The organism is Pararhizobium sp. DWP3-4, assembly GCF_049898205.1.
Classification (GTDB): Bacteria; Pseudomonadota; Alphaproteobacteria; order Rhizobiales; family Rhizobiaceae; genus Pararhizobium.
On the sequence record NZ_JAFCXF010000002.1, the window covers coordinates 289,544 to 306,521 of the forward strand.

Here is a 16,978-nt window from a genome sequence, read left to right on the forward strand (position 1 = left end):
ACAGAAAGGGTCGTCAGCCCGTCATGCGCTCGGCTTTGGTGTTGACGAACTTGCGGTAGACGGCCTCGATCATGTCCGGGCTGATCGGCTTGGTGATGTAATCGTCCATGCCGGCCAGCTTGCTCTGCTCGATATCGATATCGAGCGCCTGCGCCGTGACGGCAATGATCGGCGTCTGGAAGCTTGCAGTCTTCTCGAGAGCGCGGATGGCGCGCGTCGCATCAAACCCGTTCATCACCGGCATCGAGACATCCATCAGCACCAGGTTCGGCCGGTATTGCTGCCACAGCTTGACGGCCTCCTCGCCATTGGCGGCGATGCGGTAGGATATGCCGAGGCCTTCGAGGATCTGGGCAAAAACGAACTGGTTGATTTCATTGTCTTCGGCAACCACGACCTCGACCTCGGGCATCGGCCGGCCGGTCAAGCTCACGTCCGGTACGATGATGTCCCAATCGGCCGGGCCTTCAGACTCTGCCGACGGCAAGGCGCCGATCCCGTTTTCGCACAAAGCCAGAATGCTGGCGCGCAGTTCGATGGCTTTCCAATCCTTGGCAATCACCAGCGACGGAGACATCGTCCAGTTCGCCACCGTCGCCAGCGCATCCGCCATCGTGCCATCGATCAGCAGGGCCTCGATCGTGATCCCGCGCGCCGCACACGCATCCCTGAAGGCTGCAAGCTCGGTGGTATTTCTGACCGCGCAGGCGTCATAACCCCAGCGGCGCAATTGCGGCACCAGGTTGATTTCGACAGCTGCCGCCGATGTCATCAAGAGAATTTTCTGCTTGCCCTTCATGTCGGGATCGATGATGGCGCCGGCTTCGACCAGATGCTGCATATCGATCGAACGGAACGGATCGTAGCAATTCTGCGCCGGGGCGAAGGCGCCGTAGTCCTTGATGTCCAAAGGCGACCGGCCGGACGTGATATCATCCAGTCCGCCATAGCCGACAACCAGATCGGTCACGTCGTTCATGCAGGTGACAAGCAGATATTTGCCGGGATCGCCAACGCGGAACTTGCGGGTGACGACCCAGAGATCTTCGCCATCCGCCTGGACGATCTGTTCCGGCTGGCAGTGGGCATCGCCGTTCTCCAGCGTTTCCCGGTCGGAACGTTCGAATTTTTCAGCCAGATCCGGCTCCAGCAGATCCCAGACGGACCGCCCGAGGATGGCGTCGGCGGTCATGCCGTGGATGGCACAGAATGCTTTGTTGACGGCGACATAGCTCAGATTGCGATCCTTGACGCAGATCGGATTGGGCAGGCAATCGAGGATGCCCTCGGTCAGTTCGACGCGCTCCATATCGAGCTGCATCTTCTCTTCGCGCTTCTTCTGCTCGGAAACGTCACTGATCGCGACGATGCCCAGGCCGCTCGACAGGCGACGCTTGCGCACATTGATCCAGCGTTGGCGGCCGATGCGCTCGACGGCGTCGAAACGTTCGCGCCAGTGATGCGACAGATGTTCGGAAATCCATTCGTCGCGATTGGCATGACGGCGGCTGGTCTCGGGCGCCGTGCCGCTGCGAACGCCGGAATCAAAGATCGCGCCGAGAAAATCCTTCAGCCGTGTTCCCGCCTCCAGAAAATGCACCGGAATGGGATAGAACTGGAGAATGGGGCGACTGGCAAAAACGATCTCATCATTCTTGTCGCAGACAAGAATGGCCAAGCCGAGTGCGTCAGATGTCGCCTCGAGCACGGTTTTCTGGATGTTCGCGCCGAAAGACGCTACATCATTCATTGCATAGCCCTCTTATAACCTTGGCGGCTTCTTTTTCCGGGGACATGCTGACAAACGCGCCTATCAGGCCGTATTTGGGGTTCCGTTCCTGGGCGGACAGCTGCGCCACAGGCTCCAAATGACAAAACCTGTGCTCATTCAGGTTGTCGCAGACCGTCGCAGCTTTGTATTAAGGCCAGATTAAACCCGGCCGAATTCGTCCCGGACCACCACCTCGACACAGCCGGGGATAGACCCTCCAGCATCCTTTTCATGTGCAGCCGAATCCCGGACAATAGACCATGGCCATCAAGCAACTCTCAGAAACCCTCATCAACCAGATCGCCGCCGGCGAGGTCATCGAACGCCCTGCCAGTGCGGCCAAGGAGCTGATCGAGAATGCGCTCGATGCCGGCGCCACCCGCATCGAGATCGCCACGGCGGGCGGCGGCAAGACCTTGCTGCGGGTAACGGACAATGGCTGCGGCATGGGGCCGGACGATCTGGAACTGGCGGTGCGCCGCCATTGCACATCCAAGCTCGACGGCAATCTTCTGGACATCCGCACACTGGGGTTTCGCGGCGAAGCCCTGCCCTCGATCGGCTCGGTGGCGCGGCTGACGATCACCAGCCGTCCGGGTGGCGCCAGCCATGGCGCCGAAATCGGCGTGTTCGGCGGCAAGCTGCAACCGGTGAAGCCCGCTGCCGTCAACCAGGGCACCGTGGTCGAGGTGCGCGACCTGTTCTTTGCGACGCCGGCACGGCTCAATTTCATGAAGACCGAGCGGGCCGAGGCCTCGGCCATCTCCGAGGTCGTCCGGCGCATGGCGATCGCCTTTCCGGGCGTGCGCTTCGTGCTGTCCGGGTCCGACCGGACGACGCTGGAATTTCCCTCGACCGGCGACGACCGGCTGGCGCGGATCGCCCAGGTGCTCGGCCGGGATTTCCGCGACAACGCGATCGAGATCGATGCCGAACGCGAGGGCGCGCGGCTGACCGGCTTTGCCGGTGTGCCGACCTTCAACCGCGGCAATTCGCTGCAGCAATATGCCTTTGTCAACGGCCGCCCGGTGCAGGACAAGCTGATCTGGTCGGCCCTGCGCGCCGCCTATGCGGAGACCATTCCGCAGGGGCGCTATCCGGTGGCCGTACTGTCGCTGACGGTCGATCCGGATGTGGTCGATGTCAACGTGCATCCGGCCAAATCGGATGTCCGCTTCCGCGATCCCGGCCTGATACGCGGCCTGATCATCGGTGCGATCCGCCAGGCACTGGCACAGGATGGCGACCGCGCCTCGACGACCGGCGCCAGCGGCCTGATGCGGGCCTTCCGGCCGGAGCCGCAGCGGCCGAACGGCAACTGGACGGCCGCCGCCTCCCCCTACCGGCCGATGGATTTCGGCTCGGCACCTGCCGGTTTCGGTGAACGGCCACAGGCAGCCTTTGCCGGGATGACAATGCCGTCGGCCCGCACACCGTCGAGCGAACCCGAACTTGCCGCCGCCCCGCAACCGGAAAAAGCCCACCCGCTTGGCGCAGCCCGGGCGCAGCTGCATGAAAACTATATCGTCGCCCAGACGGAGGATGGCCTTGTCATCGTCGATCAGCATGCGGCCCATGAGCGGCTGGTGTTTGAGGAATTGCGCAAGGGGCTGAATTCCCGGCCGATCCCGGCCCAGGCTTTGCTCATTCCCGAGATCGTCGATCTGCCGGAAGACGATTGCGACCGGCTGATCAGCCATTCGGCGGAATTCTCGCGGCTCGGGCTCGGCATCGAGCGCTTTGGGCCGGGCGCGATTGCCATTCGCGAAACACCCTCGATGCTCGGCGAGATGGATGCCGTCGGGCTGGTGCGGCAGCTGGCCGACGAGCTGGCCGAATGGGACACCGCCAACGGCCTTGCCAGCCGGCTGGACTATCTGGCGGCGACCATGGCCTGCCACGGCTCGGTGCGGTCCGGCCGGCGGCTCAGGCCCGAGGAAATGAACGCGCTGTTGCGGCAGATGGAGGCGACGCCCGGCTCCGGCCAGTGCAACCACGGGCGGCCAACCTATATCGAGCTGAAGCTTTCCGATATCGAACGGCTGTTCGGACGCAGTTGAGCATCCGGGACGTCAATTGCGCTGGAAATTTCGGCAATGTCGCGCTAGAGCATGGTCACGACAGATGACGCTGGAACGCTCATCTTGACGCGTCCACCGGGATGCCTGTCGAGATGGCGCTTCCAAACAGCGGACGACACTTGATGCGAGGTCGCAGGACGATGAACAGATTCGAGGGCAACGGTAACCGGGAAGCCAAGATCCGCTATCTCGACGGCGACTTTCAGATCGTCTTGCCCGGATCGCATGTCATCTGCGCAATGACCGGCGCCGTCATCCCGGTCGATGAGCTGCGCTACTGGAGCGTGGCGCGGCAGGAACCCTATGCCGACGCCGAAGCCTCCTATGAGGCGGACAAGCGCGCCGGCATCCTGCCAAACCAGATTTAGACGTTCCGTCATTCCAACATAATCGCGCCCGGTGGCACTCGTGCCTACGACTTGCGCAGATTGCGGGTGCGGGCCGCCTTGACCGCAGCATCGATGATCTTGCCCGGTGAGCCGGGATCGTCGAAGCGGACTTCCACCTCGATCACCCTGCTCTTTTCTATCAGCTCCCCGGCGCGGCCATGCCCGGGTTCCAGCCGCACCATATCCTTGGCGGTGGTCACCAGCTGGTAGCCATGGGCGGCGGCATGATCGAGCAGATCGCCGATCTCATCCTCTGAAAAATGGTGATGGTCCGGAAAGCTGCGGGTTTCGGCGATGATCGCCCCTGTTTCGCGCACCGTGCGGAAGAATTTTTCCGGATCGGCAATGCCCACCCAGGCCATAACCGCAACATCCTTCAGCCCGCCATCGTCGAGATGTTCGACATTGGCGGCGTAGATCGGCTTGCCGGCGCGCGCCGAGCGGCGGATCAGCGCGTCGGCACGATCGCCATTACCGATCTTCAACAAAGCTGAGGCATGGCGGATCTGCTGGGGAATCGGCGCGCGCACCGGACCGGCGGGGATCAGGAAACCGTTGCCGATGCCGCGGCGGCTGTCGATCACCAGCAGCGAAAAATCGAAGGTCAGCCGGGCGCTCTGGAAACCGTCGTCCATGATGATGATGTCAGCACCCTCGGCCACCAGCCGGCGGGCGCCCTCGACGCGCTTGCGGCAGACCACGGCCAGGCCCTCGCGGGCGAGAAGCAGCGGCTCGTCGCCGACGTCGCGGGCGCGGTGATGGGTGGGATCGACCACTGTCGTGACGTCGAGCGAGCCGCCATAGCCGCGGCTGAGGAATCCCGGCTTCAGCCCGCGCTGGCGGGCAGCACGGGCAAGCGCGATCGCGGTCGGCGTCTTGCCAGCTCCACCGACGGTGAAATTACCCACGCAGATGACCGGGACAGGCACGGACGCGCGGCGCGCGTGATCCATGCGCGAGCCGGAAATGCGGCCGTAAATCCAGGAGAAGGGCCAGAGGCCGTAGGCGCGCCAATCCGCCTTGGTCCACCAGAATGGCGGTGCATCAGAAACCATCAGTCCTTCCGGGCCTCCCAGCGCCGGCCGGTTACTTCCGGATTTCGCAAAGTCTTGCGCGGCGACATTCTTGTCCTATCAAAACATTTTTTCCATCGAAAAAATGCCGTCTCGGTCCGCGACACAAAACGTCAGATTGCCGGGAATTGCAAGCCGTGCGCGCCTGGAACGAAGCAACGAGCCGTTCATGTGACACCGCCGAACGGTATTGCCAGGCCGACGGTGGCCGCGCGCGATACACCGAGTATTAACCAGGCTAAGGCACTCTCGGTTAACCAGATTTGGTGCCTTCCGTTTTCCTGTTTTTTGTAGCGGACATAAAAATGAACATAAGTTTCAACTCGGCGGCCACCGCCGCTTTGGCGATTCTGCGCCATAATGACAGCACCCATGCCAAGATGCAGGATGTCATCACCACCGGCATGCGGATCTCGGAGGCGGCCGACAATGCCGCCTATTGGTCGATCGCCACCGACATGCGCAACACCACCAAGGCGACGAGCACCGTGATCGACGCGCTGGAGCTGGGCGCTGCCCTCGTCGATGTCTCCTATCAGGGGATGGAGGACCTCATCTCCATCACCTCCGAGATCAAGACCAAGATCATGGCGATGAAAGAGCCGGGCGTCGATCGCTACAAGGTCAGCTCGGAGATCTACGAGCTGGAAAAACAGTTTCTTTCGACCGCCCAGTCCTCGTCGTTCAACGGCCGCAACCTGCTGGTGCCGGGCGAGTTGCACTATACCGAAAAAAGCTATGTCGACGGCAATGGCAAGACGCTCAACTACATCGAGATGAGCCCTCCCGATGCCAATGTCGCCTTCGGCGGCATCGTGGCCAGCTACACGAAGGGCAAAGTCGGCATCATCAACATCTATGGCGACAGCAATCTCAATGTCTTCGGCCCGGCCACCTACAAGAATGACGATGGCAGCACCTCGGCGCAGAACGGACTGGTCGATACCCCACAGGCCGACGGCATGACCGGCGGCGTGGCTCATCAAGACCCCGGCAAGGGAACGGCCTGGCTGCCGGCCTTTAACGGACGCACCCAGATCGGCTTTGCCAACGGCGCCCAGACCGACGACATGTACAGCGCCTCGCATATGGGCGAAGTGCCCGCCGAACTGGTGGGCTACGCGACCGATCTTCTCCTGAAACGCTATGACGATATCCACGAAACGCTGACCGACCGGGGCGCGACGCTTGGCTCGCTCAGCATGCGCATCGAGATGCAGACGGACTTCAACCGCACGCTGACGGCAACGATTCAGAAGGGTGTCGGCCGGCTGGTTGATGCCGATATGAACGACGCCTCCACCAAGCTCAAAGCCATTCAGGCCCAGGTCCAGCTGGCCGTTCAGGCGCTCAACATCGCCAACAATGCGCCGTCGCTGCTGATGCAGCTGTTCCGCTAGAAAACAGGGCCGGCGTTAGACCAAAACCGTCTCAAGCTCGGTAATGTCGTTGAGGCAGTGATCGGATGCCGCCGCCAGCGATTGCGGCGAGCCGGTGCCGGTCAATACGGCCACTGTCAGGCCGGCGCCGGCATTGCGGCCCATGTGCAGGTCGTGGTTGTTGTCGCCGACGACGGCGACCTGGTGGGGCTGAAGCCCGGTCGCGGCGCAGAAACCATGCACCATGCCGGGCTGCGGCTTGGTGCCGAAACCACTGTCATAGCCGGCGACATAGTCAAGATAACCGTCGAAACCAAAGCGCTTGGCGGTTTCGCGGATCGAGCGTTCGTTATCGCTCGAAGCGACGCCGAGGCGGTAGCCCTTGGCATGCAGGCCGGAAAAGAACGCAGCAAGGTCGGTTACCGGCACCGCATATTCAGCCGAATTGGAAAACAGCCCGTCGAGCTTCACCGTCAGGGCCTCGACCGTATAGGGCGCGCCCGCCGCGACCATGCCGGTGGCGATTTCGACGGTGTTGCCCGCTGCCAGCAGGCTATCGGGCAGCACGTGGCCGGTATCGGGATCCATGCCACCGGCGGTAAGCAGGCGCCTTGCCAGTGCCGCGTCGCCATTGGCAGCGATGCTGGCGACTTCATAATTCACCGGAACCCAACTCTTCACATAATCGAGCAGCGTTCCGTCCTTGTCGAAGAGGATGCCGGAAATGGTCCTGTCGGCCGTCATCAATACCCCACCGGAAAAAAATCAGTTATCGCCGCGTGGCTGCAGCCGTGCCTTTACCGTCAGCGGGTTGATATAGGGCTCGAGGCCCCTAATCGTCGCCGACAATGCTCCGCGCATTTCATGCACGGTTTCAAGCCCGGCATCGATCATCTTGCGACGAACCTCGTCGTTGACGAGAAGATAATTCACGCCCTTGGCCAGCATCTCGACATCGCGGATGATCTTGGCGCTGCCGTTCTTGGCGAGCGTCTGGTAGGTGTCGCGGAAATTCTGGACATTGCCGCCCGACAGGATGGCGCAGCCGAGCATGGCCGGCTCCAACGGGTTCTGTCCGCCTTCGGCAAACAGCGAGCGGCCGACAAAGGCCACCTCGGTCAAACGCAGGTAAAGCCCCATCTCGCCGATCGTATCGCCGAGGAAGATATCGGTTTCTGCGGTGATCGGGTCATTGCGGGTGCGCCTTGCGACCGTCAGCCCCTTGGAGGTCAGCATCGTCTCGATCGCATCGCAACGCTCGGGATGGCGCGGCACGATGATGGTCAGGAGGCCGGTGCGCTCCTTCAGCGCCCGATGAACGATACCGGCGGCATTCTCCTCGCCCTCGAAGGTCGAGATGGCAGCCCAGGTCTTGCGATCGCGGATTTGCTGGTGGTAATGCTTCAGCGCATGACTGTCGTGCGGTGGCGCATCGGTATCGACCTTGAGATTGCCGGACACCATCACCGGCAGTGCACCAAGGGTGCGAAACCGGTCGGCGTCTGCCTCGGATTGAGCAATGACCAGCGCCAGGTTTTCAAACAGCGCGTCGGCAAGCCAGAGACGCTTCTTCCAGCGGCCGAACGTACGGTCCGACAGGCGGCCGTTGACCAGCACTTGCGGAATATGGCGCCGCCCCAGTTCCATCATCGTCATCGGCCAAATCTCCGATTCCGCGATGATTGCCAGATCCGGTTCCCAATAATCGAGGAAACGGCTGACGGCAGGTTTGAAATCGAGCGGCACATACTGATGGATGACGCGCGAGCCAAGCCGGTCGGCGACAATGCGTGCCGATGTCTTCGTGCCGGTGGTCAACACCACCGAGATACCGCGGCGGGAGACCTCATTGATCAGCGGGATGATGGCAGTCGTTTCGCCGACGCTGGCGGCATGAAACCAGACCAGCGGTCCGTGCGGACGCGGGGCACTGGCATGGCCGTAACGCTCCTGACGGCGGGCGCTGTCCTCCTTGCCCTTGGCGGCGCGGGCGGCAAGATAGCCCCAAACCAGCGGATAGACCGCCGTGCCGATCCAGCGATAGCTGGACAGAGCCAGCCGGGCGAGCATGTGGGTCATGCGGACAAAACTCCCGTGCACCGGCCAGCCGGAAGGCCGGCCGCATGTGCGGCTTCCGCCTGTTCAGCCGCAAGGCCTGGCTGTCCGAAACGCCCTGGCATCAAGCCTGTTCCGGATCCAGGAGCCGGTGCATGTGGACGATGAAATAGCGCATATGCGCATTGTCGACGGTCAGCTGAGCCTTGGACTTCCAGGCCGTCAGCGCGCTGTCATAGTCAGGGAAAATGCCGACGACATCGAGTTTTTCGAGATCACGGAATTGAACACCGGTCAGCGTTGTCAATTCACCGCCGAACACCAGATGCAGCCGCTGTTTTACTTCCGAATTCTGAGCCATCAGACCTTCCAATTTTTTTGCCGTATTTTGCTCGTGGTTTGCGGCATTCAGGCGGAAAGGTCAATGGCCCTCCAGCCCTTGCGATGCGGCAATCAACGCTGGTAATGCAGGCCTTGCAGCCGCACACAGGACGGTATGGCGAACATTGGGGCGATTGTAGGAAAGCGGCTGCGCATCAAGGCTGAAAAGTGCGCCGCCTGCCCGCTCCAGGATCAGATCGGCCGCCGCCAAGTCCCAATCATGCGAGTTTTTCTTGACGATCGTGCCGTCGATCCGGCCGTCGGCGATCATCGCGATCCGGTAGGCCAGCGACGGCACATGCGGAATCCGCGACACGCTCGCCCGGTAGCCGGGTTCCAGAAGTCCGACCGTTTCCTCGGCAAGCGCGATCCGCAAAACCTCCGCACCGATTGCCTTGACCGTGATCGGCGCGCCGTTCTTCAGCGCTTCACCCGTTACGGTCGCCTGAAACAGCTCACCAAGCGCCGGAGCAAAGAGCACACCGGCGACCGGACGGCCGCGATGCACGACAGCGACGCTGACGCACCAGACATCCTTGCCGGCGATAAAGGCGCGGGTTCCGTCGATAGGATCGACGACGAAGACGGTATCGCAGCCAAGCCGAGCCTCATCGTCGTCAGTTTCCTCCGACAACCAGCCATAGTTCGGCCGGGCCGCCAGAAGTTTTTCCTTGAGGATATCATTGGCGGCAAAATCCGCTTCACTGACCGGCGAACGGCCGCCATTTTTCCACTGGACGTCCGGATCCTTGCGGAAGTAGGACAGCGCTTTTTCCCCTGCAGCCTTCGCCGCCATCGTGATCAGGTCCAGATCGCCGGACCATTGCTCCGGCGATGGGCGAACGGCATTCATGTCAAACTTCCGTTTCCCGCGGCATCGGCCGCGTTAAAGATATTTGGTCGGGCGCTTATCTGCCCGCGAGCGTCATGCCTTCGATGGCGAGCGTCGGGGCAGCGACGCCGAACTTGCGGTCGATATCGTCGGCCAGCGTGATGGCAAAGAACATCTGCTTGAGATTGGACGCAATGGTGACTTCCGAGACCGGGAAGGTCAATTCGCCATTCTCGATCCAGAAGCCGGAAGCGCCGCGGCTATATTCGCCGGTCAGCATGTTGACGCCCTGGCCGATCAATTCGGTGACGTAAAAACCCGTTCCGACGCTGCGGATCAGCTCTTCGCGCGAGACGTCGCCGGGTTCCAGCGCAAAATTGGTCGCCGACGGTGATACCGCCGTGCCGCCACGCGCGCCGCGTCCGTTGGTTTCCAAACCCAGTTCCCGGCCGGTCGAAGTGGACAGGAACCACTGCTGCAGCACGCCATCCTCGATCATCGACAGTTTCTGTCCGGTGACCCCTTCGCCATCGAACGGACGCGAAGAAGAGCCGCGGACCACCAGCGGATCATCGGTAACGGTGATCCCGGCCTTCATCACCGGCTTTCCCATCATGTCGCGCAGGAACGAGGTCTTGCGGGCAACCGAGGCACCATTGATCGCACCGGCAATATGCCCGGCAAAACCGCGCGACATGCGCGGATCGAAGATAACCGTGACATTCTTCTGCGTCGGCACCTGGCGTGGGCCGATACGGGCAACCGCCTTTTCGCCGGCGGTGCGGCCGATCTCGGCTGCGGATTTCAGGTCGGCGAAATAGAGGCGGCTGTCGAAGTCATAGTCGCGCTCCATCTTGGTGCCGTCGCCGGCAATGGCGCTGACGGAACGGCCGAAGCGGGTGCCCATATAGGCGCCGGAAAATCCGTGCGACGTGACCAGGACCATGCCGCCCATGCCGGCAGAGGCGCCGGCCCCGCTCGAATTGGTGACGCCGTTGACGGCAAGTGCGGCCTCTTCGGCTTCAAGGGCAGCCGCCGTCAGGGTTTCCGTCGAGACTTCCGTCGGGTCGTACAGCTCGAGATCCGGATAGGAGCGTGCCAGGCGCTCGCTGTCGGCAAGCGTTGCATAGGGGTCTTCGGGAGAGGCCTTGGCCATCGCCACCGCGCGCTCGGCCAAGACCTTCAGATCAAAGCCCGGATTGGCCGAAACGCTGGCGACACGGCGGCCGACGAAAACCCTCAGCGAGAAATCATCGCTTTCCGATGCGTCGGTGCCCTCGACCTTGCCGAGACGCACGGAGACGGAGCGGGAACGGCCCCGGACCACCACGGCATCGGCCTGATCGGCACCCGCTTTCAGCGCCAAATCGATGAGCGCGGCCGCCCTTGTCTGCAGAACACCGGAATCGATAATATCGGACATGATTTAGCCTTTCATTCCCGCTCCATTTATTGTGCAGTGGGACCGGCATCAAGGGCATATCCTGATTCTTGACCGCCGCCCCCGACCAAATGCCGAATTTAGGGCAAACTCCTGCCCAGCCAGACACGCCAGAGCCGCAATATGCGGCTGCGCGCCAGGGAAAAACACGTATGTCGACGACACCCGCCCTCACCTCACAGGCCCTGCTCTTGCTCGGTGGCGCCGTCGTGGCAGCGCCGATCTTCAAGAAGCTCGGGCTCGGCACCGTTCTCGGTTATCTCGCAGCCGGCATCATCATCGGCCCGCTGCTGCACCAGATCAGCGATGGCGAGCAGATCCTCGGCTTTGCCGAACTCGGCATCGTGTTCCTGCTCTTCATCATCGGACTGGAGCTGAAGCCGTCGCGGCTGTGGCAGATGCGGCGCGACATTTTTGGGCTTGGCACCGCGCAGGTGCTTGTGACCGGCACCGCGATCTCGGCGATCGTTTTCTGGGGCGGCCTGCTCGACTGGAGCGGCAGCGTCATCACCGGTTTCGGACTGGCGCTATCTTCAACAGCCTTTGCGCTGCAGATCCTCGACGAAAACGGCGACACCAACACGCGATACGGCCAACGCGCCTTTTCGGTCCTTTTGCTGCAGGACCTGGCGATCGTGCCGCTTCTGGCGCTGATCCCGCTGCTCGCCCTGCAGGCACCGGAAGATACGACGCCGCCGCTGCAGGATTTTGCCGTCGCCATAGGTGCAATCCTGATCATGGTCATCGCCGGCCGCTATCTGCTCAATCCGCTGTTCCAGGTCATTGCCCGCACCGGTGCGCGCGAAGTCATGATCGCGGCAGCGCTGCTGATCGTGCTGGGCGCCGCAACGCTCATGCAGCTCGCCGGACTTTCCATGGCGATGGGGGCCTTCCTGGCCGGCGTGCTTCTGGCGGAGTCATCCTACCGCCATGAGCTGGAAGCCGATATCGAGCCTTTCCGTGGGCTGCTGCTCGCTTTGTTCTTCATGGCGGTCGGGCTGTCGCTGGATCTGCATGTCATCGTTGAGAACTCTGTGCTGATCCTGATCGCCGTGCCCTTGCTGATGCTGGTCAAGGCCGTGGTCATCTACACGCTTTGCCGTGTTACCGGTTCGCCGCACAATGACGCCGTACGAATCGGCCTGCTCCTGCCGCAGGGGGGTGAGTTCGGTTTCGTGCTGTTTACCGCTGCCGCCACCGCCGGCGTATTTTCCGACAGCTGGGCCTCCCTGCTGATCGTCGTGGTGACCTTGTCGATGGCGCTGACGCCTGCGGCTTCGGCCCTGGCCGGCCTTCTGATGCAGGAGCAGGACGAGGCGATGGAGGAGATGGAGGAGGATTTCGATGGTGCCGGCGCCGATGTGCTGATGATCGGGTTTTCCCGTTTCGGCCAGATCGCCTCGCAGATCCTTCTGGCCGGCGGCCGCGAGGTGACCATCATCGACCATTCCGCCGCCCGTGTGCGCCAAGCGGCGACCTTCGGGTTCCGCATCTATTTCGGCGATGGAACACGGCTGGACGTGCTGCGCGCCGCCGGCATCGAGCGCGCCAAGATCGTCGCCATCTGCACGCAGAAGCAGGAGATCACCGACCGGATCGTCGACATGGTACAGGCGGAATATCCGAATGCCCGGATTTATGCCCGCGCCTATGACCGGCTGCACACCCTGTCATTGCGCGCCCGTGGCGTCGATTACGAGCTGCGCGAGACGTTCGAATCCGGTCTGGTGTTCGGCCGCAAGACGCTGGAAGGGCTGGGGATCGCCGACAACCAGGCAGAGGAAATCATGAACGACATCCGCCGCCGCGACGAGGCCCGGCTGGTGGTACAGGAAGCGGAAGGCATCAGCGCCGGCCGCGACATGCTGCATTTCGAACCGGTGAAGCCGGAGCCGCTGATCAAGCCGAGGCGCGAGACGGCGCCGGCGCTCGCAGCCGACGACGATATCCTGCCGGAATCCCCACCGGTGAAACCGAAGCCGGCCCCCGATGTTCTGGCCGGAGCCGATTGATCCGTCCTAGCCCCCAATTCTGGCGTTGAAGGCGGTATCGAGTGCGGCCTTCAGCTGATCCTTGACCGCGGCAGTGGCGGTCAGCACTTCCTGGGCTTTGAGAAAATCCATCACCCGGAAGCGGCTGACATCCGGGCGCAGGAGGATTTCCGGCGGTTGTGCCTTCATTTTCATCGCGATGATCGACTGCATCATCAACTGGCTGGCGCCGAACAGGCTGTCGATCCGGCTCGGCATGGTTTCGCCGTCGCCATCCGGTCCGCCGACCACATCGACGGCGATGACGATATCGGCCAGCCCCGTCAGATGATCGAACGGGACCGGATTGTAGATGCCGCCGTCGATCATCACACGGCCATCGATGCGAACCGGCATGAAGACGGCCGGAAGGGCTGCCGAGGCGGCCAGCGCCTGATGCAGGTCGCCGTCCTCACAAACGCGCTCGGTCTGTCCATAATAGTCCGTCGTCATCACCTTCAACGGAATATGCAGCGCGGCGAAGTCATTCGGAATGGCCTCCGGGAGGAAGGCAGGCAGGATGCGTTCTATATTGAATTGTCCGACCCGAAAACCGCCGGTCACGGCCTTGGCGAAACTCGCCGGGCGCAGGCTCCAGAGCCGGTTGACGATCTCCTTGCGCCGGCCGACGGTTGCCAGCGTGTGCTCGCGGATATCGGTACCGCTCATCCCCGCCGCCATGCCCGCCCCCATGATCGCGCCGATGGACGAGCCGGCGATGGCGACCGGGCGAATGCCGAGTTCGTTCAGCGTTTCGATCACATGAATATGAGCAAGCCCGCGCGCACCGCCGCCGCCGAGCGCAAGGGCGACGGTCGGGCCGGCTGATGTCTGCGATGTGTCGAGGCCTTGCGTCATGCTCAGCGTCTTTCCGGTATCACGCGGTGCGGTAACGGTAGAAATGCATCTTGGTTTCGCCGAACAGGCGGTCGTCGATGAAGTCGAACCCATCCTGCGGCACGGGATACACATCGGCCCGCTCTTCGAGAACGGCAAGCGCGCCCGGCACCAGCCAGCCGCCATTGGCAGCCGAAGCAAGCGCCTTCTCCCCAAGGCCCTTGCCATAGGGCGGGTCGGCAAAGAGGAAATGGAACGGCTCGACGGTGCCGGCGGGACCGAGATCGGTGGCATCGCGGCGGAAGACGCGCGCCCGGCCGGTCAGGCCAAACGCTTCGATATTGGTGCGCAACAGGCCCCTGCCCTCCGTGCCCATTTCCACGAACAAAGCCTGACGACAGCCGCGCGACAGGGCTTCAAGCCCGACCGCGCCGGTGCCGGCGAACAGATCCAGCACGCGGCCCTCAAGCGCTTCCGGATAGGAATGGCTGAGGATATTGAACAGGCTTTCGCGCGTCCGGTCCGTGGTCGGCCGGATGTCGTTGGAATTGGGTGTTGCGAGCCCGCGCCCGCGAAACTCGCCACCGACGATCCGCACCGGCGCTTAGTTCCCGCGGCCGCGTGGCTTGCCACCACCGGCTGGGCGGCCACCCGAAGGCTTGCCACCACCCGTGCTTGGCTTGCGAGGACCACCAGTTTTCGCGCCGAACGGTTTTGCGCCGCCCGGTTTGCCGCCGAAGGATTTTCCGCCAGCTGGCTGGTCGCCCGAAGGCTTGCCGCCAAACGGACGGTCGCCGTCGCGGCGTGGGGGGCGATCCCCCTGTGGACGGTCGCCCTGCGGACGATCTCCACGCGGCGGACGATCGCCGAAATCACGCGGCTTGCGATCGCCATCCTCACGCGAGAACGACTTTTCGCCAAACGGCTTGCGGGGACGATCGCCTTGCGGGCGGTCACCGGCAGGCCGGTCGCTTCTCGGACGATCGGAGAACGAGCGGGCGCCTTCGGCACGCGGCTTGCGATCGCCGAACGGCTTGTCGCCATCGCGGCGTGGCGGGCGGTCACCTTGGGGACGGGCACCCTGCGGACGATCACCACGTGGGGGGCGGTCACCGAAGCTGCGGGCACCACGATCGTCGCCACCCGAACGCTTGCGGTCGCCACCACGGCCTTCGTCGCGGCTCGGCTCTTCCGTTGCGCGGATCCAGTCGTTGTCATCTGCATCACGCGTGACGATCACGCGCGGGCCGCGATCGGGACGATCGTACACGCTTGCCTTCTTGCGGTCCGGATCGAACTTCCGGTTGGACTTGGTCGCCAGACCATCCCTGGACTTGCCGTAGCGCTTGACGTCCGGCGCGCCTTCCGGGCGCTCGCGGCGTACAGGCTTTTCCGCAACCTCGGCGCCTTGGGCGTCCTTCGGCTTTTTTTCGGCCAAGGGCCGGGCGCCCGGCGCCATCCAGACATTGGCCTTGCGGGCACGGAAACCCGGCTCGCGCTTGGGGCCGTCAAATTTCGCCTCGGGCGCATCGCGTCCGCCACGGTCATTGCGGTCAGGACGGCCGCCGCTGCGGTCGTCATGCCGTGTCGTATCCAGCCGCGACAAAGCACGCTCGCGCTTGTCGCCGGCCTTTTCCTTGAACGCACCACGCTCGCGGGCTTCCGGCTTTCCGGCCGCCCATTCGTTCTTCTGCGGCTTTTCGTCCTCGGCGGCTGCGGCATCGAAGATCGGCGCATCGAAATTCGCCTTGGCATCCTCGATCAGGCGCGGGCCGAGCTGGTCGCGCAGCGTGCGGCCGCGAATTTCCTGGGCCTGGCCTTCCGGCAGTTCGCCGAGCTGGAACGGACCATAGGAAATGCGGATCAGCCGGTTCACGTCGAGGCCAAGCGCACCCATGACGTTCTTGATTTCGCGGTTCTTGCCTTCACGCAGGCCCATGGTGATCCAGACGTTGGAACCCTGAACCTTGTCGAGTGTTGCATCGATGGCGCCATAGAGCACGCCGTCGACGGCGATGCCGTCCTTCAGCTTGTCCAGCGCAGCCTGGTCGATGGTGCCGTGGGCGCGGACGCGGTAGCGGCGCAGCCAGCCGGTGGCCGGCAGTTCGAGCACGCGGGCGAGACCGCCATCGTTGGTCAAGAGCAGCAGGCCTTCGGTATTGATGTCGAGGCGGCCGATGGACAGCACGCGCGGCAGATCTTCCGGCAGGTTGTCGAAAACGGTGGCGCGGCCTTCCGGATCGGAATTGGTGGTCACCAGGCCGGACGGCTTGTGGTAGAGCCAGAGGCGCGTGCGCTCGATGCCGCGGATCGGCTGGCCGTCCACTTCGATGTGATCGGCAAGCGTCGCGTTGACGACGGGGCTGTCGAGCAGCTTGCCGTTGAGCGAAACGCGGCCTTCCATGATCATGCGCTCGATGTCGCGGCGCGAGGCCACGCCGGCGCGCGCCATGATCTTGGAAATGCGCTGCGGCACGTCGGCGCCGACGGTTTCCGTCGCTGATGGACGCGGCTTGCGCGGCTTCTCGGCATCGGTGCTATCAACAGCCGAATGATCGGCAGCGGTGTTGCGCGCGCCGGTATAGGGCTTCTTGTCGGACCGTGCGGGTTTGCCGCCAGGCCGCTGGGGCTTGTCTTTGAATGTCATTTGTGTTGCCTGCCTTTTGGGCTGTCCTATCAGGTCACAGCCCTTGGGTTAAGAGAAATTAT

Annotated in this window: 13 protein-coding genes and 1 pseudogene; 4 read left to right on the top strand and 10 right to left on the bottom strand. The window is 63.0% G+C overall.

What is annotated here, in order from left to right; genetic code table 11:
- Positions 1–13 precede the first annotated feature (13 nt).
- The gene (locus ACP7E6_RS06580; protein WP_426228933.1) at positions 14–1,750 is read right to left on the bottom strand and encodes a response regulator; all 1,737 of its coding nucleotides are present in this window, start codon (positions 1,748–1,750) and stop codon (positions 14–16) included.
- A gap of 281 nt (positions 1,751–2,031) precedes the next feature.
- Between ACP7E6_RS06580 and mutL the strand changes: the two genes are divergently transcribed.
- Together mutL and ACP7E6_RS06590 are read left to right on the top strand one after the other, a co-directional pair.
- Positions 2,032–3,831 carry a DNA mismatch repair endonuclease MutL gene (mutL, locus tag ACP7E6_RS06585; RefSeq protein WP_426228934.1) on the top strand — a complete coding sequence of 600 codons (1,800 nt, stop codon included), beginning with the start codon at positions 2,032–2,034 and terminating at the stop codon, positions 3,829–3,831.
- Positions 3,832–3,992: 161 nt separating this feature from the next.
- Positions 3,993–4,220 carry a DUF2093 domain-containing protein gene (locus ACP7E6_RS06590; protein ID WP_113243156.1) on the top strand — a complete coding sequence of 76 codons (228 nt, stop codon included), beginning with the start codon at positions 3,993–3,995 and terminating at the stop codon, positions 4,218–4,220.
- A gap of 44 nt (positions 4,221–4,264) precedes the next feature.
- Here ACP7E6_RS06590 and lpxK read toward each other — a convergent pair whose 3' ends face one another.
- On the bottom strand, positions 4,265–5,296 hold the full coding sequence (gene lpxK, locus ACP7E6_RS06595) for a tetraacyldisaccharide 4'-kinase (protein WP_426228935.1): 1,032 nt from the start codon (positions 5,294–5,296) through the stop codon (positions 4,265–4,267).
- Between the two features lie 323 nt (positions 5,297–5,619).
- Between lpxK and ACP7E6_RS06600 the strand changes: the two genes are divergently transcribed.
- Positions 5,620–6,714 carry a flagellin gene (locus tag ACP7E6_RS06600; protein ID WP_426228936.1) on the top strand — a complete coding sequence of 365 codons (1,095 nt, stop codon included), beginning with the start codon at positions 5,620–5,622 and terminating at the stop codon, positions 6,712–6,714.
- 15 nt (positions 6,715–6,729) lie between these two features.
- Here the strand turns inward: ACP7E6_RS06600 and ACP7E6_RS06605 are convergent, their stop codons facing one another.
- From ACP7E6_RS06605 to ACP7E6_RS06625, 5 genes are all read right to left on the bottom strand, one after another.
- Positions 6,730–7,437: an HAD family hydrolase gene (locus ACP7E6_RS06605; protein WP_426228937.1), complete on the bottom strand. Its 708-nt coding sequence runs from the start codon at positions 7,435–7,437 to the stop codon at positions 6,730–6,732.
- Positions 7,438–7,458: 21 nt separating this feature from the next.
- Positions 7,459–8,772, bottom strand: coding sequence for a lipid IV(A) 3-deoxy-D-manno-octulosonic acid transferase (waaA, locus tag ACP7E6_RS06610; RefSeq protein ID WP_426228938.1), 1,314 nt, complete (start codon positions 8,770–8,772; stop codon positions 7,459–7,461).
- A gap of 100 nt (positions 8,773–8,872) precedes the next feature.
- Positions 8,873–9,109 carry a DUF4170 domain-containing protein gene (locus ACP7E6_RS06615; RefSeq protein ID WP_318412638.1) on the bottom strand — a complete coding sequence of 79 codons (237 nt, stop codon included), beginning with the start codon at positions 9,107–9,109 and terminating at the stop codon, positions 8,873–8,875.
- Between the two features lie 60 nt (positions 9,110–9,169).
- Positions 9,170–9,982, bottom strand: a complete 813-nt coding sequence (locus tag ACP7E6_RS06620) for a 3'(2'),5'-bisphosphate nucleotidase CysQ (protein WP_426228939.1) — start codon at positions 9,980–9,982, stop codon at positions 9,170–9,172.
- 55 nt (positions 9,983–10,037) lie between these two features.
- A complete protein-coding gene (locus tag ACP7E6_RS06625; RefSeq protein WP_426228940.1) occupies positions 10,038–11,384 on the bottom strand; it encodes a TldD/PmbA family protein in 1,347 nt (448 codons plus the stop codon).
- A 170-nt stretch (positions 11,385–11,554) separates the two neighbouring features.
- On the opposite strand from ACP7E6_RS06625, the gene ACP7E6_RS06630 reads away from it, so the two are divergent.
- On the top strand, positions 11,555–13,414 hold the full coding sequence (locus ACP7E6_RS06630; RefSeq protein ID WP_426228941.1) for a monovalent cation:proton antiporter-2 (CPA2) family protein: 1,860 nt from the start codon (positions 11,555–11,557) through the stop codon (positions 13,412–13,414).
- Between the two features lie 6 nt (positions 13,415–13,420).
- Here ACP7E6_RS06630 and ACP7E6_RS06635 read toward each other — a convergent pair whose 3' ends face one another.
- From ACP7E6_RS06635 to ACP7E6_RS06645, 3 genes and pseudogenes are all read right to left on the bottom strand, one after another.
- Positions 13,421–14,290 (bottom strand): patatin-like phospholipase family protein, encoded by an 870-nt coding sequence (locus ACP7E6_RS06635; protein WP_426228942.1) that lies wholly within the window; start codon positions 14,288–14,290, stop codon positions 13,421–13,423.
- A 19-nt stretch (positions 14,291–14,309) separates the two neighbouring features.
- On the bottom strand, positions 14,310–14,867 hold the full coding sequence (gene rsmD / locus ACP7E6_RS06640) for a 16S rRNA (guanine(966)-N(2))-methyltransferase RsmD (RefSeq protein WP_426228943.1): 558 nt from the start codon (positions 14,865–14,867) through the stop codon (positions 14,310–14,312).
- Positions 14,854–16,916 (bottom strand): annotated as a pseudogene (locus tag ACP7E6_RS06645) (pseudouridine synthase); the annotation flags it as partial. The pseudogene ACP7E6_RS06645 and the gene rsmD, both read right to left, overlap by 14 nt.
- Positions 16,917–16,978: the final 62 nt, after the last annotated feature.